This is a genomic window from Acinetobacter pollinis (assembly GCF_015627175.1).
Lineage (GTDB): Bacteria > Pseudomonadota > Gammaproteobacteria > Pseudomonadales > Moraxellaceae > Acinetobacter > Acinetobacter pollinis.
The window spans coordinates 71,875-91,878 of sequence record NZ_VTDQ01000006.1 but is presented as its reverse complement, the minus strand read 5'-3'; the positions used below and the strand labels follow the sequence as shown (position 1 = coordinate 91,878).

Genomic DNA, 20,004 nt, shown 5'->3' with positions numbered 1-20,004 from the left:
TAGCGCCATAAGATGTTAACCTCTTATATTCACTCGTTTGCGTTATTATTTTCGCTTCTAAATCCTTTCCTCATGAGTATCTACATGGTTGGAATGATTAGAAATACAGATGCGAAAATATTTAATAAAGCATTAATACAAGGAAGCTTTATTGCTTATGCTGTTTTTGTATTTTTTGCATGGGGTGGTGAAGCGATTTTTAATAAGTACTTAAATGTACGTTTTGAATCATTTCAAATTTTTGGAGGTATCATCTTTTTGGTGATTGGTTATCGCTATGTGTTTCAGGGTGCAGATACGATTGGAGAAATTCGTGGTGCGCCTGAACACTTGGCAGGAACTGTAGCCATGCCATTTATGATAGGACCAGGTACGATTAGTGCCGCGGTTGTAATGGGAATGGATATTAAACTTTGGGGTGCGATCGCAGTTATAGCAGTAACATTGGCACTTACATCGTCTATTTTAATACTCATGAAATTTCTACATGATAATTTACGTTATAAGCATGCTAAATATGTCGATTATTACTTTGATATTGTCGGGCGTTTGTCTGCCTTACTTATAGGTACAATTGCAATTGATATGATTGTGACAGGAATTACTCGTCTCGTACAAATGGGTGGCGTACATTAATGCTAGATAAGCACTAAAAATGATTATATTGTTCTAAAAATAGAACATAAAAAACTTTTTATAATATTTTATTTAAAATAAAGAAAAAATAAAATTAATTTATCAGACATTATGGATTAAATAATAGGAATATTAAAATGAATACATTACGTTATTTTGATTTTGGATCATCAAAATCTTTTGTATTACTGGTTGCACGCATTCTTTTAATCGTTTTATTTTTGCTTTTTGGTTTGCCAAAAATAACAGGATTTAGTGGAACCGTGGCGTATATGGCATCAATGCATACACCTTTACCTACCGTTGCTGCAGCAGTTGCTGTTTTAATGGAAGTTGTAGGGTCGATTCTTATTCTCATTGGTTTTTATACGCGTCCACTTGCTGTTATTTTTGCTTTATATACTTTAGGGACAGCAATAATTGGTCATGCATATTGGTCAATGACAGGGGATGCTGTACAAATGAACATGATCAATTTTTATAAAAATGTAAGTATTATGGGTGGATTCTTATTATTGGCAATTACAGGGCCTGGTCATCTATCTTTAGATCGCCGTTAATTAAGAAAATAGAAAAAAAAGGATGGTAAATACCATCCTTTTTTATGTAGTTATACTTTGGTCTATTTGGAGTTATTCTTTAGTCTGAAATTAAGATTACTTTAAGGTTTGGTTAAAAAATAAGAATACGCTTAACTGAAGTGAACCCAGTATAAAGGCTAAGGAGAGTCGAGATGCAAGCAGGAAGTCAGCAATCTCGCATACGTGATATTTTTAATGTTACAAGCGGAAATTTTTTAGAACAATACGATTTCTTCCTTTTTGGATTATATGCAAAGTTTATTGGAGAAACCTTCTTTCATTCTGACAGTACATATGCAGCACTGATTAAGACATTTCTAGTTTTTGCAGTAAGTTTTTTTATGAGACCGATTGGTGCGTTGGTATTAGGTCCATATGTAGACCGAATTGGGCGTAGAAAAGGACTTATGGTAACGCTCACCATTATGGCATTTGGTTCTTTAATTATTGCATTTACACCAGGGTACGAGACACTTGGTATCGCAGCTTCGTTACTTATTTTAGTAGGGAGACTAGCACAAGGTTTTTCTGCTGGGGTCGAGTTAGGTGGTGTGTCTGTCTATCTTTCTGAAATCGCTGATGATCACAATAAAGGTTTTATTACCAGTTGGCAGTCTGCTAGTCAGCAAATCGCCGTCATTTTTGCAGCACTTCTTGGTTTTGGTGTGAATCAAATTTTTACCGTAGAACAAGTGTCTGCATGGGCATGGCGAATCCCGTTTATTATTGGATGCGTTATTATTCCTGCAATTTTTTATTTACGTGGAAATTTAAAAGAAACAGAAGCATTTGAAAATCGTAAAGAAAGTCCAACGACTAAGCAAATTTTTGCAACCCTACTTAGTAACTGGAAAGTTGTTATTGCAGGTATGCTTATGGTGGCAACGACAACAACTATGTTTTATTTCATTACGGTATACACGCCAACATACGGTAAAGAAGTACTACATCTGAGCACTAAACAAAGTTTAATTGCAACGATTGCAGTTGGTGTTAGTAATTTTGTGCTTTTACCTATTGGAGGCATACTGGCCGATAAGTTTGGGCGTAAAATCATGTTAATGACTATGACCATCCTTATTTTATTTTGTGCCTATCCATTGTTAAATTGGTTAACAACTGAAATTAGTTTGACACGTATGCTCATTGTTTTAGGTTGTTTTTCTCTAATGTATAGTTTTTATAATGGTGCGATGGTAGTTACATTGACTGAGATTATGCCTGCATCTGTACGTACGGCAGGTTTTTCTATTGCTTACAGTTTAGCGACCTCAGTTTTTGGTGGTTTAACGCCTGTAATTTCAACATATATCGTGCAACAGACGGGAAGTCAGAGTACACCAGCTTTTTGGCTTATGAGTTCTGCAGTACTTAGTCTAATTTCTTGTTTATACATATTTTCTGTTGCAAAGTTGCACCATAGTTCGAAATTGCTCCCAAGACAGCATTAAGATGTTTGGTTTTTAGTCAGCTGTCTTTGATTTGATGAAACAATATCCAGTTAAGTGTGTTTTTTTGGAAAAGCACTTGCTTGGTGGAAAAAATATTTATAATATACGCCACATGGAAGCGTGGCAGAGCGGTTTAATGCACCGGTCTTGAAAACCGACGAGGGTTTACGCCCTCCGTGAGTTCGAATCTCACCGCTTCCGCCAAATTCTAAAAAGCCACTGATTTTCAGTGGCTTTTTTTATTTACAATGAAAAATACTTTAATTCTAAAAAAATATCCTTAAATAACGAAAAAAACAGAGAAGTCCGTGATTTTCTATTGTATTTCTAGGTTAAGCTTTTTATCATGGCACGCCTTATTTTCGCGATTCGCTTGGGATTAAAATTTGACTGATTTTTTAACCAAACATCTGATTCATCGTGACGAAGACTTCATGGTCATTCATAAGCCAACAGGTATACTTAGCGTACCCGGTCGTGGGGATGCTCTGTATGACAGTGTACTGACTCGCTTAAAAACTCTTGAGCCCAACACGTTACTAATTCACCGTCTAGATCGAGATACATCAGGCATACTGGTATTCGCATTAACACGATTAGGTCAAAATAAAATTTCTAGACAGTTTCAAGAGCGCCAAACAGAAAAAACATATCAAGCATTGGTCGCTGGTGAACTGTATGGGCAGGGAGAGATTAATATTCCTGTCATTTACGATGAAACACGACCGCCACTGCATATTGTAGATCAATCGCATCATAAAGCAGCAATTACACACTGGAAAGTTCTAGAGCAACTTGAATTAAATGGACATCGAGTGACGCGTGTTGAATTGACACCGATTACTGGTCGTGCCCATCAATTACGTGTTCATATGCAATATTTAGGGCATCCAATTGTTGGTGATACCTTATATGCATCACTTGAGCAACAACAATGGTCTGATCGATTGTGCTTACATGCATATCAATTAGGGTTTTACCATCCGCAAACAAATGAGCAGTTACATTTTGAATGTGCTGTACCGTTTTAACATATTTTAAAAAATTGATCGTATTTCAAACTCACTTTTTTGTGGTTTTTATGCGAAAATATTTGTATTAAAACTAAAAGCAAATGTATTGTTTTTAGTATGAATTTAAAAAAGGTGAGAAAATTGCAACAGTTCGCTATTGGTCAGCGTTGGTTATCCGATACAGAAACAGAACTTGGATTGGGTGTTGTTATTGATGTAGATGAGCGTTCTGTAAGCATTTTGTTTCCTAAAAGTGATGAAACACGTGTTTATGCAAAAACAAATGCGCCATTATCTCGTATTATTTTTAATGTAAAAGATGAGTTACATGATCAAGAAGGTCTGACATGGACGGTGGAATCTGCTGAAGAGCGCTTTGGTGTAATTCGTTATCATGCTGTACGTACTCTTGAAAATGGCGAGATTGAAAAAAAGACGTTAAACGAAACGCGCTTAGGTGCACATATTCAGCTTTCAAAACCTTTAGATCGACTACTCGCAAGTCAGGTTGATGCAAAGTCTTGGTACGACTTACGTATAGAAGCTTTGCAGATGGAAGCCAACATGAAAACCAACCCATTGCGTGGTTTGATTGGTGCACGTGTTGGATTAATTCCACATCAACTTTATATTGCGCATGAAGTAGGTAAGCGTTTTGCTCCACGTGTTTTGTTAGCCGATGAAGTGGGTTTAGGCAAAACCATTGAAGCGGGTTTAATTATTCACCAGCAACTTAAAACAGCACGTGCTGAACGTATACTTATTCTTGTCCCTGATTCATTACAATATCAGTGGATGATTGAAATGCGTCGTCGTTTCAACTTGAATTTCTCTATTTTTGATTTGACACGTACTGCTGCTATTCGTGAGCATGATCCTGAGCTTAATCCATTCCAAACTGAGCAATGTATCATTGCAAGTGTTGATTTAATGGTAGATCACGAAGATTTACGTGAACAGGCATTAGAAGCAGGATTCGACCTACTTGTAGTCGATGAAGCACACCACTTAATGTGGAATGAAGAAGAAGGTGGTAACGATCGTTACGATCTGGTAGATGAATTTGCTGAACAAACTGCTGGTGTGCTTTTACTGACTGCAACACCTGAACAATTGGGTGTTGAAAGCCATTTTGCACGCTTACGCTTATTAGATCCTCAGCGTTTTAGTAGTTTAGATCGCTTTTTGGATGAAGAAGAGAAGTATCAACATACTGCGAAAATTGCAGAAGTATTAATGTCTGATACACCTCTGACTGAAGATCATTTACAAATTTTAGAAAAACTTTTGGGTCATCGCATACAAGATCAAGAAGATCAGCGTTATCAAGCCATTCAAGAGTTACTTGATCGTCATGGTACAGGGCGTATTTTATTTAGAAATACACGTGAAGCAATTCAAGGCTTTCCTGGTCGAGATTGTCAGCCTGCACCGTTGCCTGCACCACAAAACTGGTCGAAAGATGGTAAATTACGTGAGCAAATGTGGCCAGAAGAGGCACAGATAGACGGTGCTTGGATGCAACATGATCCACGTGTTGAATGGCTTATGGATATTTTGCGTAAAGACCTTAAACAGAAAAAGGTGCTTTTAATTGCAAGAAGTGGCCCTGTCGTAGAGGCTTTAGAAAACGCATTGCGTTTACATGCAGGCATTCGCACGGCAATGTTCCATGAAAGCATGAGTCTGTTAGAGCGAGATCAGGCTGCGGCATATTTTGCTGAAGAGGGCGGAGCACAAATTTTATTGTGTTCAGAAATTGGTTCTGAAGGACGTAATTTTCAATTTGCAAGCGACCTAATTTTATTCGATTTACCTGCAAATCCAGATGTACTTGAACAACGAATTGGGCGATTAGACCGTATTGGTCAAGAAAACCGTATTCAAATTCATGTGCCTTATTTGCTAGGTACTGCACAAGAAAGAATGTTCCGTTGGTATAACGAAGCATTAAATATTTTTAACCATATTTCACCAACGGCACAAACTCTACAAGAAAACTTTATTGTAGAGTTAAAAGATTGCCTACTTGAAGATAAAGGTGAAGTATTCGAGGATCTTCTATCGCGTGTTACGGTTCAGCGTCAGGCACTAGAGCAAGAGTTACAAGAAGGTCGAGATCGATTACTCGAATATAACTCATGCCGTCCTGTGGTTGCACAAAATATTGTGCAGGCTTTAGATGATTATGATGATAATTCAACTTTACCTATGTTTGTAAAAAGATTTATGTCATCAACAAATATCGATTTTGATGAACAAAGCAATGGTACAGTAATTATTAAGCCGACAGATCAAATGCAAGTTCAAGGTTTAACTCTTGAAGAAGATGGTATGACGGCAACTTTTTATCGTGATCAAGCACAAATTCGTGAAGATGCACAGTATTTGACATTAGAGCATCCATTTATTGAAAGTATGATGGAAATGATTCGTACACAATCGTTTGGAAGTACGAATGTCGCGCTACTTAAATCAAATGCGATTAAACCAGGTGCTGTATTGGTTGAGGTGTGGTTTAAAGTTGATGTGATTGCACCAAAAGCATTGAATTTACCTGCAAGTTTGCCAACACAGTTAATTCGTGTATTGCTTAGTGAGAATGGACAAGATTTATCAGGGAAAATAGCACCTGAAATATTACGTCCACATCTTAAGCATTTAGATGGTAATAGTTGCCGTCAAATTGTTAAAGCGCGTCGTGATACAGTTGAAGAGCGTTATGAACAAGCGTTAGGCCTAGCTAAAGAGAAATTGCCTGCATTTAAAATACAGGCAAAGGAAAATTATTCAAAGCAGTGGCAGTATGAGATTGATCGTTTAACTTATTTAAAAGCTTTTAATCCAAGTATTCGTCAAGATGAAATTGAACGTTTACAGAAATTACAAGCAGAAGGCTTGAGTTTACTTGATCATCTTTCTGTAGTTCCAGAAGCAATTCAAATTTTAGTAACTGTAAAAGCATAATTTTGAACAATAAAAAAAGCCCTCATATTTGAGGGCTTTTTTATTAAATCATTTTTGCTTCTTTCAACTCTAATTTCAAATATGCATAAAAGATTGGTGCTGCAATAAGGCCACCCATACCAAAAATTGCTTCGAAAATAAGCATTGCTAAGAGAACTTCCCAAGCTTTAGCATTAATTTTTGTACCAATAATTTGTGCATTAATAAAATATTCTAGTTTATGGATAAGAACTAAATATACTAAACATGCAGTTGCAACAGGTAAGGAAATGGTTAATCCTGCAATCACAATCAGTGAATTGGAAATCAGATTACCAGCAATAGGAATTAACCCAAAAATGAATGTAAGAATAGTTAATGTTTTAATAAATGGTAGGCTAACACCAAAAATAGGTAAAATAACAAAAGCAAAAATAATAAATAAAACGGTATTAATAAGAGAAATCTTAATTTGTGCAAAAACTACATTACGAAAAGATGTAGCCAAGTAACTAATACGATCGAACATGGCTGCTTTGAAAGCAGGTTCATCTTCTTTGTTACGTGTTTGCAAAGAAACCAAGATACCTATAATAAGACCAATTAACCCTGTTGCGATATTATGTAAAAGATCAGTACCTGCATGACGTAATGTTTCAATATTGTCTTTTAAAAAGTCTACAATATTATCTTTGGTATCAGAAACATCTTCAGGAATGTAACTTGGTAAATAATGTGCAATTTCTTGTTGAATACTGGCCAGTGTTTTATCGATTTGGTTGCTAAAAGCTGTAAGGCCAGAGCCTTGTAAATCATGTAATACAAAGCTGACTAGACTCGTTAGCCCTAAAATAAGAATAGAAACAATGATAACGCTAAGCACAATACTTGAAATAATTTTAGTTTTATTGCTTTTGGTGTATCGATCAATAATTGCACTCATTGAGCGAATGATTTCATAAATTAGAAATCCTGCAAAAAAACTCGAAAGTAAATGCAGGGGAATAATACAAATTAATGCAACAAGTATAAGAATGTAACTTGCAATAACACACTGGCGGTCACTGAATAGATTCATCATTTATCGGCTTTTAATTTAAAAATAATAAAAAACAATCGTTGGTTTTATATGCTTGCAAAGTTACTTATGTTGTTGTTCAAGCATACGTGCACCTTCTAAGATCATACGTATCATAAGCATGGTTTGTTCAGCTGTTCTACGACGCTCCTTTGACGATAGGTCGAGGACTTTTGCACCCATATTAAAGACCAGTTGAGTAATACCAATGGCAACAATCTCTGGATGAGCCATTTTACTGTTATGCAAGTCTTCTAAGCGGATGAGATCTTCTTGTAATTCTTGTTGAAAAAAATTCAGTTGTAGTTCCACTGCTTGTTTATAAGAGATGGAGCCTGTGTAACCTTCACGTAAAAGTAAACTTAGATAGCCTTCATCTGTATCGAGTTGCTGTAAAAAAATTTCGACAGACGAGCGAATAATACTGTCTTGCTGAGTTGCTTGTAATCTGGCTTCACGAATAATCTGTCGTAATACAAGACCTGCACGATTAATAAGTTCAATGGCCAGTTCATCAATATCTTTAAAGTGTCGATAGAAACTATTGGGTGCAATTCCTGCTTCACGCGCAATTTCGCGTAAGCTGAGAGATGCAATACTTTTTTGCGGCCCAATTAGGTTAAGTGTTGCTTGGAATAATTCTTCTTTTGTAATAGTCGCTTTTCGACCCACTGTACGTGCCGAAGTTTTTATGGGTGTAACCGATACATCAATTGGATGTGAAGTTGTTGTTGATGAGGAGGCCATACTATCCATGGTAAATGATCTTTACTTGGATTATAGCCTTATATGGATGGAATAAGGAATAGAGTAACGAAATGTTTTGATGCTCATTAAATACTATACATATATATATACATGTGTATAATAATTAAAAAGTCATAAATTAGAGATGACCTAGATGCATGTAGTACAGCGAAAAAATACAGCCTTAAATTTTTTATCTGGCAGTGTTTGTGACAGTAATTTATTAAATTTTTGGATGCAAAAATTAAATCCATTATGGTCAACACACCAGGTGTTAGGACAAATTTGCCAAAAAGAATATATTACTGCCGATACGGTTTCTTTGAAAATTCGTTGCAGCAAACGTATGAAGTTTGGTTTAGCTGGTCAGCATCATCCTGTTATTGTTGAAATTGATGGTCGTCGTTTAGAAAGAACATATAGCTTGACACAGCTAGATGATGAACATGTGAAGCTGACATTAAAAAAAGTGCCGAATGGTATTGTCAGTACATGGCTTTGTGATACCTCCAAAATTGGTGATGTTATCGAATTTGGTATGCCATATGGGGATATGTTGCCGCAGAATTATGATGATAAACAGTTAATTTTACTGGCAGCAGGTAGTGGTATTACCCCGATGTATAGCATGTTATATGCATTGGCAAAATCGGGAGAGTTAGCTAATTATCAAGTTCATTTATTGTATTGGGTTAAATATGAAGATCAGGCTGCTTTTGTAGATATCTTTGATGAGTGGTCACAGAAATATCCTCACTTTAAATATGATGTGTTTTATACACAGTCCGAAACATCAACGGCTTCACGCTTAAATGAAGAGCATGCTCAGGAGATTGAAAACCTCGATCATAAAGTTGTTTTTGCTTGTGGACCATCTGGTTTTGTTCAATTGGCAAAAGAGGTATTTCAAGATGCAAAACTCTTTGATAGTGAAGCTTTTAGTTTATCTCCTATAGAAAATACTGAAGAAGGTACGGTTCAAGTCACTTTAGCGCGTTCTAATAAAGTGTTAGAAATTCCTAAAGGGCAGTCAATTTTAGATGCACTTGAAAATGCAAATGAGAAACCAATTTCAGGCTGTCGTATGGGTATTTGTAATAAATGTGCATGCCATAAAGTTACAGGTACGACTAAAAATGTAGCAACACAAGCAGAAAATTCAGAGCCGGGAAGTTTATTGCGAATTTGTGTAAATTCAGCAAAGTCTGACCTTGTTTTAGATTTATAAAGAGAGCCATATCATGAATATGCAGGTAAAGACACAATTTTTTAAAAATCCTAAAAATCGTGAGTTAACACAAGCAGAACTAGATGCTTTGGCTCAAGAATTAGATCAGATTAAGCAAGAAGTTTTAGATGACTTAGGCGAGAAAGACGCAAAGTATATTCGAAAAGTTTATTCGGCAGTACGCTATACAGGCATCGCAGGACGTGCTCTATTATTTGCTGGATGGTTTCCGCCAGCATTTGTTTTAGGAGCAGGGTTACTGGGAGTGTCCAAGATTATTGAGAATATGGAAGTTGGTCATAATGTCATGCATGGACAATATGACTGGATGAATGATCCAAAATTTATGGGTCAAAATTACGAGTGGGACATTGTAGGTACGGCAGATAACTGGCGTCAAACACATAATTATACACATCACACCTATACCAATATTAAAGGTATGGATGACGATATTGGTTATGGGTTACTTCGTCTTTTCCCTGAGCAAAGATGGAAAAAAGGCCATTTATTGCAACCACTATACAGCCTTCCATTTTGTATGTTATTCCAATGGGGTGTAGCAATACAAAATCTTGAGTTAGGAAAGTTCTTTGTAGGACGTAAAACAAAAAAAGAGCTGTGGGATGAGTGGAAGCCTGTTCAGGATAAAGTTGCTAAACAATTGTTTAAGGACTATGTATTCTTTCCATTGATTGCTGGCCCAAGTGCGTTACCTGTATTGCTTGGTAATTTTGTTGCCAATGGAATTCGTAATGTATGGACATTTAGCGTGATTTTTTGCGGTCATTTTACGAAAGATGTTGAGGTGTTCCCAAAAACAGTATTGCAAAATGAGAGCAAAGGACACTGGTATATGCGTCAAATTCGTGGATCATCTAATTTAAAGGGTTCCGAATTATTCCATATTCTTACAGGTCACTTGAGTCATCAAATTGAACATCATCTATTTCCAGATGTTCCGGCACGTCGTTACAGAACCATGGCTCCAAAAGTGGAGGCCGTTTGTAAAAAATATGGATTAAATTATAACAATGCAAGCTTGTTTAAACAGTCTAGCCAAGTAATGGGACGTATCTTAAAATATGCTTTTCCATTTAAAAAGTAAGTATTTAAAAGCGCAGTTTAAACTGCGCTTTTTTATGAAACTGTACAATAGGTATGGCAAACTTTTTTAATGAATGACCGTATATCATTGGTAGGTTCATCAAATTCAATTTCAATATAGTCGTAATCTACATTGTCTTGCTCTTCAGATTTAATTTTTACTATGGCTGTCTGATGAAGCACTTTAATTTCTTCAATTACATTTATAAATTCACAGTCGGTATCGTTTAAAGTGAGTATAAGCTCATGGTTTATACCTTGACTAAGAATGATGAAATCAATTGGGTCATCCACATCATCGTAAAATGCTATAGTTGATAATGAGCTGTCTTCAGTGAAGCTAATATGATGAGTGTGAAAGTATTTCATATTTTAAAAAAGAGTTTATGATATTGATATTGATATTGTACCGTGAATGAGAAAAAAGAATAAAAAATTAATATGTTTTATGAGACATGAGAAAGAACAATACATAAATATAAAATTTCAATCGTAATTTAATGAAATAATAAAATGATGAAAAACAATATAAGGGTAATACAAATGATAAAAAAGAATCTGATTGCTTTGGGTTTATTTACTATAATGGGTGTAACACAGCTAAATGCTGCACAACCAAACCAGCTTTTATCTGATAAAGTCGCGCAAGCTGAATTTAAAAAAATAAGCTTGAATAAGGCATTACCTCGTTGGACCAAGCAAGAAGGGACGACATCTGCGACAAAAACAGTCAATATTGGTAATAAAAGTTATCAGATATTTAACGTATGCCAACCACATAATTGTTTTGCAGAACAATTGGTTGTAGCTTATGCACCCTCTACAAAAGAAACGTCAGCAGTTTATTCCAAGTTTAATGAAAAAATAGGAACACAACAATTAACATGGATGACGAATCAAGCTGAAATATCGATCGAAGTTAAAACTGTTCTACTTTCATCTTTAACTGGGGCTTTAGAAAACTATCCTCAGAAATTTAATTTTTAGCTCATGAAGTTGGGTCATTAGAATTTTAATGACCCATACTGAACACGTTATTTAAGTTGAATACTACCGTTTGCATTTACAGTAATTTTAGTATTTCCAGCATCAAAATTTTGTGAAGTGTCTGCATTGACTGCTGCAGCTTTTGCAAAACTTGCACGTAACATCATGGGCTGTGCAAACTGCTGATTATTATTGGTATCTATATTTAAATTAATTAGCTGATAAGTGTTTTTTCTCCAAACTTGTGTTAAAGCATTAGCACGTTCTTGGAAGCTTTTTGATGCCTCTAATACCAACTCATTTTCTACTTTTTTACGTTGTGCATCTGAAACGTTAAAGTGAATAGATGAAATTTGGAAACTTGTTTGTAGCTCACTAATTGCTAAACTCATGGCCTTAAAGTCACTACTTTTTAGTTGAATTTCTGCTCGACTACGCCATTCTTTCAACTTTTGATTTTCGTCGTAAATAGGGTAGGTACTTTGACCACCTGTTTGTGTCTGAATCTGAGCATAGTTTTTGGTAATTTGACTTGCTTTATTCATTGCTAAAGTAATTTGATTTGCTAAATCTGAAGGCTGTTTACTGCTTTTTTCAATGAAAAGTACGGCTTGCATCTGATCATTATTTACTTCTTTAGATGCATCTGTTTGTATATTAATCACATCGTAGTTTAATGGCGCGTTGTCTACAGCAAATGTTGATGTTGTTACAGCACAAAGTAACCCAGATAAAATTAAAAATCTCATAAAATAATCCTATGTATATCATCTAAAATATTACTGAGTCTTTTAGATAAGAACGATTTTTTTTGTAGCTGGTTTGTAAGATTTTTGATAAGTTTTAATAAAAATGAAATGCTAGAAAGCATATGATAAACAACAGGTTAAATATTTCTATTTATCTGTTCTGTGATTTGATGAACAATTTTCGTTTTAGCAGTGGACGAATGAAAATCTTTGATTTGAAGATTGAACTCATTCATGTTTAAACTAGAGAAGAAGTAAATAAAAATGATCGTTTTATTTAATGAAAATAAAGTTTTTAAGGGTCTTTATTTTTATATAAAAAAGCGTATCATCGCCTATCCTAGTTATAAGTTATATATCTTTATACTTAACTAGAAATCTTAAAAGCGCCGAGTCAAAAGACCACACGTCACCAGACTTATTTCTTTCAACCCTTATCAGAGATGGTAATCCGATATGAGCGTTAATTCTGTGAATCCTGCCACTAATAATTCTACTAACGAATACTACCTGACTCGCCAAAGTCAGATGGAATCGAATGTTCGTAGTTATCCACGTAAATTGCCGTTAGCAATAGCGAAAGCACAAGGTTGTTGGGTTACGGATGTTGAAGGTAAAGAATACCTTGACTGTTTAGCTGGGGCAGGAACGTTGGCTTTAGGCCATAATCATCCTGCAGTGATCCAAAGTATTCAAGATACCCTCGCAAGTGGTGTTCCATTACATACTTTAGATTTGACTACACCTTTAAAAGATAAATTTACTGAAACTTTACTTTCTCATTTACCAGGCGGTAAAGAAGAGTACTGCTTACAGTTTTGTGGCCCGTCTGGCGCAGATGCGACAGAAGCTGCAATGAAACTTGCAAAAACGTATACAGGTAGAGGCGCTGTTGTGAGCTTCTCTGGCGGCTATCATGGTATGACACATGGTTCGTTATCTGTAACAGGTAACTTAGGCGCAAAAAATGCCGTAAGCAATATGATGCCAGGTGTACAGTTCCTACCGTATCCACATGAATACCGTTGCCCACTTGGTTTAGGTGGAGAAGCGGGTGTAGACGCATTAACATACTACTTTGAACAGTTTATTGAAGACGTTGAAAGTGGCGTAACAAAGCCTGCTGCTGTTATTCTCGAAGCGATTCAGGGCGAAGGCGGTGTTGTTGTTGCACCAACAAAATGGTTACGTAAAATCCGTGAAGTGACAGAAAAGCATGGTATCGTTTTAATTCTCGATGAAGTGCAAGCTGGTTTCTCGCGTTCAGGTAAAATGTTTGCATTTGAACATGCAGGAATTGAACCAGACATTATTGTGATGTCAAAAGCGGTTGGCGGTAGTTTGCCATTGGCTGTATTAGGTATTAAACGTAAATTTGACGCATGGTCACCTGGTGCGCACACGGGAACATTCCGTGGTAACCAATTGGCAATGGGTACAGGCCTTGCATCTTTACAAGTGATTAAAGAGCAAAACTTGGCACAAAATGCACAAGAGCGTGGCGACTATATCCAAGCTGAAATTAAAAAGCTTGCACAAGAGTTTCCATGTATTGGTAACGTGCGTGGTCGTGGATTAATGATTGGCGTAGAAATCGTTGATGAACGTTTACCTGCAGACCATATGGGATCTTTCCCTACAGACTCTAAGTTGACTGCAGCAATCCAAGCAGCATGTTTCAATAATCAACTCTTGCTTGAAAAAGGTGGACGTAACGGAACAGTTATCCGTTTACTTTGCCCACTTATTATTACGCAAGAAGAAACTGAAGAACTGATTAAGCGCTTCAAAAAAGCACTTGCTGAGGCTCTTACCTCTGTAAGAGGTGCTTAACCCATGGTTGATTTTGCACAACATCGTCAATCATTGCTTTGCAATGATGCACAATCTATTGCCGACTATGAGTCGGCAATGGAAAAAGCAACTGAAGCGGTAAGTGCTTGGTTGCAAAATGATAAAATGTATACAGGTGGCAGTATTAAAGAGTTGCGTTCTGCAATTTCATTTAATGCAACCAAAGAAGGTTTAGGTGTACAAGTTGCATTGCAACGTATGATTGAACTTTTTCTCAACAAAAGTTTAAAAGTACATCATCCTCACTCTTTAGCACATTTACATTGTCCAACAATGGTGGTTAGCCAAGTTGCAGAAGTTTTAATTAATGCAACAAACCAATCTATGGATTCGTGGGATCAAAGTCCTGCGGGTTCTCTGATGGAAGTCCAGCTGATTGACTGGCTACGTCAGAAAGTAGGTTATGGCGCAGGGCAAGCAGGTGTATTTACTTCAGGTGGTACACAGTCTAACTTGATGGGCGTTTTGCTTGCGCGAGATAAGTGTATTGCAACTCACTGGAATGGTCATTCTGTACAGAGTGATGGTATTCCAAGTGACGCGATGAAGAATGTCAAAGTCATTTGTTCTGAAAATGCACACTTTTCTGTACAAAAGAATATGGCATTAATGGGTATGGGCTTTCAGTCTGTAGTCACTGTTCCTGTAAATGAAAATGCTCAGATGGATACCCAAGCGCTTGAAAAGACGATGGCCCATTTGAAGTCTGAAGGGAAAATTGTAGCTTGTGTGGTTGCAACCGCAGGTACAACTGATGCTGGTGCAATTGACCCTCTTAAAGAAATTCGTGCAATTACTGAAGCCTATGGTACATGGATGCATGTAGATGCAGCATGGGGCGGTGCACTTATTCTTTCAAATGATTATCGCCACTGGTTAGATGGATTAGAGCTTGCAGATTCTGTCACATTAGACTTCCATAAGCATTATTTCCAAACGATTAGTTGTGGCGCATTCTTATTAAAGGATGAAGCGAACTATCGTTTCATGCACTATGAAGCAGAATATTTAAACTCTGCCTATGATGAAGAACATGGCGTACCTAATCTTGTTTCTAAATCGTTGCAAACAACGCGTCGTTTTGATGCGCTGAAACTATGGATGACTGTTGAAGCTTTAGGTGAAACACTCTATGGTTCAATGATTGATCATGGTATTAAACTTTCTCGTGAAGTTGCAGATTATATTCAAGCAGACGATGAGTTAGAATTGTTGGTTCAACCACAATTTGCATCTGTGCTATTTAGATTAGTGCCGACAGGATATCCAAAAGAGTTTATCGATAGCTTAAATCAAAACGTTGCAGATGAATTATTTGCGCGTGGTGAGGCAAATGTCGGTGTAACAAAAGTGGGTGATACACAGTCTTTAAAAATGACGCTATTAAGTCCTGTTGTAACATTAGAAAATGTAAAAAGCTTGCTTGATCAAATTAAATCTGAGTCAGATCGTATTAAAGATCAAATTGTGGCAGGTACATATACACCACCAATTGATTGATAATAAAGTGAAAAAGGTCACGTAAGTGGCCTTTTTTTATGATAATATTTTGTGCGTGATTAAGGTGGATTTAATATTAAATAATTAGAATTTTGTATAAGACTATAAATTATAATTAAAGTGTCATAAAGATGTAACCAAACTGTCATTTAAAGAAACCAAAATAGATTCCAAGAGAATACGACAAGATATTGCTCAGTAGCACCAGCGATATCACTTTTAGGTTTTGAGAGATGACAATGAAATTAAGTAAGAAATATGCGGCAATCGCATTAGCAATTTCTAGCGCAGCATGTGCACTTAATGCAAATGCAGCACGTGAAACAATTCAAATCGCTGGTTCTTCAACTGTACTCCCTTATGCAAGTATTGTAGCAGAAGAGTTCGGTAACACCTTCCCACAATTTAAAACACCTGTAGTTGGTTCTGGTGGTACATCTGGTGGTTTAAAACAATTCTGCCAAGGTGTGGGCGACAATACGATTGATATCGCAAATGCATCTCGTAAAATTAAAGAATCAGAGCTTGAAACTTGTCACAAAGCTGGTGTGAAAAAAATACAAGAAATTAAAATTGGTTACGATGGTATTGTTTTTGCGTCGAATGCATCAAAGCCAGCCTTTCATCTAAAACCATATCATGTATTTACTGCGTTGGCTGCTCAATTGCCATCTAATGGGAAACTAGTACCAAACCCGTATACACATTGGAATCAAATTGATGCTGCTTTACCAAATGAGCCAATTACATTGGTCATTCCTGCATCTAATCATGGAACACGTGAAGTTTTCCAAGAAAAAATGGTTGAAGCAGGTTGTGAAACATACAGCTACTTCAAAGGATTGCCAAAAGATGCCCAGCAAAAAGCATGTTCTAACTTCCGTAAAGATGGCCGCGTTGTAGAAATTGCAGGTGATTACACAGAAACATTAGCACGTTTAAAAACTTCTCCAAATGCAGTTGGTGTATTCGGTTTAGGTTTCTATGACCAAAACAAAGATCGTTTACGTGTAGCAACGGTGAACAATGTTACTCCAAGTGAGCATACTGTACTTGATGGTACGTATCCTGTCTCTCGTCCACTTTACTTTTATGTAAAAGGAGAACATACGAAAGTAATTAAAGGATTACCTCAGTATGTAGAGTTTTTCCTAAATAAGAAAATCTCAGGAAAAAATTCAAAGCTTGATAAAGCAGGCTTAATTTCTATGTCAGATGCTGAGCGTGCTCAAATATTAGCTGACTTTAAAGCAGGAAAGTCTGTTAAGTAATTAGCTTTTAAAAAGGTGGAGTGAGGGGGCTCACTTTCACCTTTTTTTATATTTTAGAAATAAATAGCGGAGAGAAGATGAATCTGCTTCTTATAGGTGTATTACTTGCTTTTATTGCAATAGGCTATCAGCTTGGTCTGAAAAAGAGTCGTAATATAGCGGGTCAGGGAAATAATTCGGCTGTACTGCACTCAAGACCTGGTTACTATGGTTCATTGGTTGCTTTATGGTGTGGTATTCCATCATGCTTGATTTTTATATTATGGAGCTTGTTTGAGCCAATGATGTTAAGTCATATGGTTTTCAGTCAAGTACCAGCAGATGTTTTGTCTCATCTCGATCCAGCAGGAAAATCTGTTCTATTGGATCGTGTGAAAGCAATTGCATCGGGTTTTGGCGTGACTGATCAAGCACAACCGTATGAACTTGCAATAGCAAAACAATATGCAGAAGCATTGAGCATTGGAAACTACGCACAATTTGTAGTGGTTATTTCTATTGCACTGGCAGGTCTTGTTTTTGCAAATAGAAAAATAAATAAAAGTTTTCGTGCACGTAATTACGTTGAACGAATGATTAGTATTAGTCTGGCATTATGTTCTGGCGTTGCAATTTTAACGACAATCGGGATTGTAATGTCAATGCTGAGTGAAGCATTGAGATTTTTCCATTTTGTAGAGCCATCAGCCTTTTTCTTTGGACGTGAATGGAACCCTGGATTTAGTACGACAGGAAATGCTGAGGGAAGTTACGGTTTACTTCCATTGTTATGGGGTACTATTTTAGTCAGTATTATTGCGCTTTTGGTCGCGATTCCAATTGGACTATTTATTGCAATCTATCTTGCAGAGTATGCATCACCTCGTTTAAGAGCATGGGCGAAACCAACAATTGAAATTTTGGCAGGTATTCCAACAATTGTTTATGGTGTCTTTGCGTTAATGGTAGTAGGGCCATTTTTTAAAATGTTGGGAGACAGTGTCGGTTTACATATTAATGCGACCAGTGCACTTACCGCAGGCTTTGTCATGGGTGTAATGATTATTCCATTTGTATCTTCATTATCGGATGACATTATCACTCAGGTACCAAGAACTTTACGTGATGGCTCTTTAGGTTTAGGGGCAACAAAGTCTGAAACGATTCGCCAAGTGGTTCTGCCGGCAGCACTTCCCGGTATTATCGGAGCATTTTTATTGGCTGCATCTCGTGCCATTGGCGAGACAATGATTGTTGTACTCGCAGCAGGAAATAGCCCATTGCTTCAAATTAATCCATTGGAAGCAGTTTCCACAGTGACAGTAACGATTGTAAATCAGCTGACTGGAGATACTGATTTCGCAAGTCCTCAAGCGTTGGTTGCCTTTGCATTAGGTCTGACTTTATTTGTAATTACTTTGGGCTTAAATATTGTTGCACTGTATATCGTGCGTAAATATCGCGAGCAATACGAATGAGCATGAATACTATGAATACATCTACATCTGCGGAAACGCTTACAGTGAAAGAGCAAAGTGATCAAAGAAAAAAATTGATTATGCAGTCTTTGGGTAAGCGTCATAGAAAAGAGAAGCGGTTTAAGATCTTCGGATTCAGTGCAGTTTGTATTGGTTTGATGTTCGTTGCTATATTATTTGGTAGTATTTTATATAAAGGTTTACCTGCATTTTGGCAAACCAGTTTAACTGTACCAGTGTATTTCGATCCAAAAATTATTGATGCAGGTGCACCACCAGTTAAAGAAAGTAATGAATCGCCAGCGGTATTTAATGAGCGCTATGTCGATTGGCAAACAAAAATGGGCATGGTCGATTGGGATGGTATTATCGCCAAATCAGTCGTTGCACAGCATAAAGATATCCAAAGCAAGCAGGATGAGCTCAGTAGCATTTATACAAGCTCAGAAACCTATCGCTTAAGAGATATGGTTTTTGCAGACCCAAGTTTGATTGGTAAAACAGTTGAGGTAAAGCTACTTGCAGATGCGAACGTAGATGTATGGTTATCTGGAAAAATTGATCGCTCTTTACCAGATGAGCAACAGCAATTAAGCCCGGAAGTAAGATCACTTGCAGATGAGTTAAAAGCAAAAGATATTTTACAAAACACGTTCAATTTTCAGATTTTTACCAATACAGATTCGCGGAGCTCACCTGCAAGCAGTGGTTTAGCTGGTGCATTTGTTGGCTCTTTATTCATGATGCTTATTGTAATCTTTGTTTCTATTCCTATCGGTGTAGCAAGTGCAATTTATCTTGAAGAATTCGCGAAAAAAAGTGTATTAACAGATATCGTTGAAGTTAATATTAATAACCTAGCTGCTGTACCATCGATTGTATTTGGTTTACTCGGTGCAGCTATTTTTATTGGTTGGATGCATTTACCACTGTCTGCACCGTTAGTAGGTGGTCTAGTATTAAGTTTAATGACTTTACCTACAGTAATTATTACAACACGTGCATCTTTAAAAGCTGTTCCGCCTTCAATTCGTCAGGCTGCGCAAGGCTTAGGTGCATCTAAAGTACAAACAGTGTTTCATCACGTGTTGCCTTTAGCGCTACCGGGAATTTTGACGGGTGCAATTATTGGTGTAGCACAAGCATTAGGCGAAACTGCACCTTTATTATTAATTGGAATGAGTGCTTTCGTTGCAAGTGTTCCGACAACACCAGTAGATCAATCAACAGCATTACCTGTACAAATTTTCTTATGGCAAGGTAATGAGTTGCGTAATTTCTTTGAAGGAAGAACCGCAGCAGCGATTATTGTATTGTTAGCAATGATGATCGGTTTGAATGGTTTGGCTATTTGGCTAAGAAAGAAATTTGAAGTACGTTGGTAATTGGAGAGCGTCTA

General features: G+C 36.8%; 17 protein-coding genes and 1 tRNA gene. 14 read left to right on the top strand and 4 right to left on the bottom strand.

Annotated elements, in window-relative coordinates; all coding sequences use genetic code 11:
• Positions 1-12 precede the first annotated feature (12 nt).
• The 6 genes from I2F23_RS04415 (at position 13) to rapA (ending at position 6,648) form a co-directional block, all read left to right on the top strand.
• Positions 13-636: a MarC family protein gene (locus tag I2F23_RS04415; protein WP_195771348.1), complete on the top strand. Its 624-nt coding sequence runs from the start codon at positions 13-15 to the stop codon at positions 634-636.
• Positions 637-773: 137 nt separating this feature from the next.
• On the top strand, positions 774-1,196 hold the full coding sequence (locus tag I2F23_RS04410; protein ID WP_195771347.1) for a DoxX family protein: 423 nt from the start codon (positions 774-776) through the stop codon (positions 1,194-1,196).
• 173 nt (positions 1,197-1,369) lie between these two features.
• A complete protein-coding gene (tcuC, locus tag I2F23_RS04405) occupies positions 1,370-2,668 on the top strand; it encodes an MFS transporter (protein ID WP_195771346.1) in 1,299 nt (432 codons plus the stop codon).
• Positions 2,669-2,782: 114 nt separating this feature from the next.
• Positions 2,783-2,872: transfer RNA gene (locus tag I2F23_RS04400), tRNA-Ser, on the top strand.
• Between the two features lie 230 nt (positions 2,873-3,102).
• A complete protein-coding gene (locus I2F23_RS04395; protein ID WP_195771362.1) occupies positions 3,103-3,699 on the top strand; it encodes an RluA family pseudouridine synthase in 597 nt (198 codons plus the stop codon).
• A gap of 114 nt (positions 3,700-3,813) precedes the next feature.
• A complete protein-coding gene (gene rapA / locus I2F23_RS04390) occupies positions 3,814-6,648 on the top strand; it encodes an RNA polymerase-associated protein RapA (RefSeq protein ID WP_195771361.1) in 2,835 nt (944 codons plus the stop codon).
• Between the two features lie 43 nt (positions 6,649-6,691).
• Here the strand turns inward: rapA and I2F23_RS04385 are convergent, their stop codons facing one another.
• Both I2F23_RS04385 and fabR read right to left on the bottom strand, forming a co-directional pair.
• Complete coding sequence (locus I2F23_RS04385) at positions 6,692-7,705, bottom strand: AI-2E family transporter (protein ID WP_195771360.1); 1,014 nt, start codon at positions 7,703-7,705, stop codon at positions 6,692-6,694.
• Positions 7,706-7,768: 63 nt separating this feature from the next.
• The gene (gene fabR / locus I2F23_RS04380; protein WP_195771345.1) at positions 7,769-8,461 is read right to left on the bottom strand and encodes an HTH-type transcriptional repressor FabR; all 693 of its coding nucleotides are present in this window, start codon (positions 8,459-8,461) and stop codon (positions 7,769-7,771) included.
• Between the two features lie 145 nt (positions 8,462-8,606).
• Between fabR and I2F23_RS04375 the strand changes: the two genes are divergently transcribed.
• Both I2F23_RS04375 and I2F23_RS04370 read left to right on the top strand, forming a co-directional pair.
• The gene (locus I2F23_RS04375; RefSeq protein WP_195771344.1) at positions 8,607-9,680 is read left to right on the top strand and encodes a flavin reductase family protein; all 1,074 of its coding nucleotides are present in this window, start codon (positions 8,607-8,609) and stop codon (positions 9,678-9,680) included.
• 13 nt (positions 9,681-9,693) lie between these two features.
• Positions 9,694-10,788: a fatty acid desaturase family protein gene (locus I2F23_RS04370; protein ID WP_195771343.1), complete on the top strand. Its 1,095-nt coding sequence runs from the start codon at positions 9,694-9,696 to the stop codon at positions 10,786-10,788.
• A gap of 32 nt (positions 10,789-10,820) precedes the next feature.
• Here the strand turns inward: I2F23_RS04370 and I2F23_RS04365 are convergent, their stop codons facing one another.
• The gene (locus I2F23_RS04365; RefSeq protein WP_195771342.1) at positions 10,821-11,081 is read right to left on the bottom strand and encodes a hypothetical protein; all 261 of its coding nucleotides are present in this window, start codon (positions 11,079-11,081) and stop codon (positions 10,821-10,823) included.
• 249 nt (positions 11,082-11,330) lie between these two features.
• On the opposite strand from I2F23_RS04365, the gene I2F23_RS04360 reads away from it, so the two are divergent.
• On the top strand, positions 11,331-11,774 hold the full coding sequence (locus I2F23_RS04360) for an Ivy family c-type lysozyme inhibitor (protein ID WP_195771341.1): 444 nt from the start codon (positions 11,331-11,333) through the stop codon (positions 11,772-11,774).
• 47 nt (positions 11,775-11,821) lie between these two features.
• Here I2F23_RS04360 and I2F23_RS04355 read toward each other — a convergent pair whose 3' ends face one another.
• Positions 11,822-12,523: an SIMPL domain-containing protein gene (locus I2F23_RS04355; protein WP_195771340.1), complete on the bottom strand. Its 702-nt coding sequence runs from the start codon at positions 12,521-12,523 to the stop codon at positions 11,822-11,824.
• A 456-nt stretch (positions 12,524-12,979) separates the two neighbouring features.
• Here I2F23_RS04355 and I2F23_RS04350 point away from each other — a divergent pair, with 456 nt between their 5' ends.
• The 5 genes from I2F23_RS04350 (at position 12,980) to pstA (ending at position 19,990) form a co-directional block, all read left to right on the top strand.
• Positions 12,980-14,356: a diaminobutyrate--2-oxoglutarate transaminase gene (locus tag I2F23_RS04350; protein WP_195771339.1), complete on the top strand. Its 1,377-nt coding sequence runs from the start codon at positions 12,980-12,982 to the stop codon at positions 14,354-14,356.
• A gap of 3 nt (positions 14,357-14,359) precedes the next feature.
• Positions 14,360-15,877, top strand: coding sequence for a pyridoxal phosphate-dependent decarboxylase family protein (locus I2F23_RS04345; RefSeq protein WP_195771338.1), 1,518 nt, complete (start codon positions 14,360-14,362; stop codon positions 15,875-15,877).
• A gap of 239 nt (positions 15,878-16,116) precedes the next feature.
• Entirely contained in the window at positions 16,117-17,148 is a 1,032-nt protein-coding gene (locus tag I2F23_RS04340) for a PstS family phosphate ABC transporter substrate-binding protein (RefSeq protein WP_195771337.1), read from the top strand.
• Positions 17,149-17,225: 77 nt separating this feature from the next.
• On the top strand, positions 17,226-18,605 hold the full coding sequence (pstC, locus tag I2F23_RS04335) for a phosphate ABC transporter permease subunit PstC (protein WP_195771336.1): 1,380 nt from the start codon (positions 17,226-17,228) through the stop codon (positions 18,603-18,605).
• A gap of 2 nt (positions 18,606-18,607) precedes the next feature.
• Complete coding sequence (gene pstA, locus I2F23_RS04330; RefSeq protein WP_195771335.1) at positions 18,608-19,990, top strand: phosphate ABC transporter permease PstA; 1,383 nt, start codon at positions 18,608-18,610, stop codon at positions 19,988-19,990.
• The last annotated feature ends 14 nt before the right edge of the window (positions 19,991-20,004 follow it).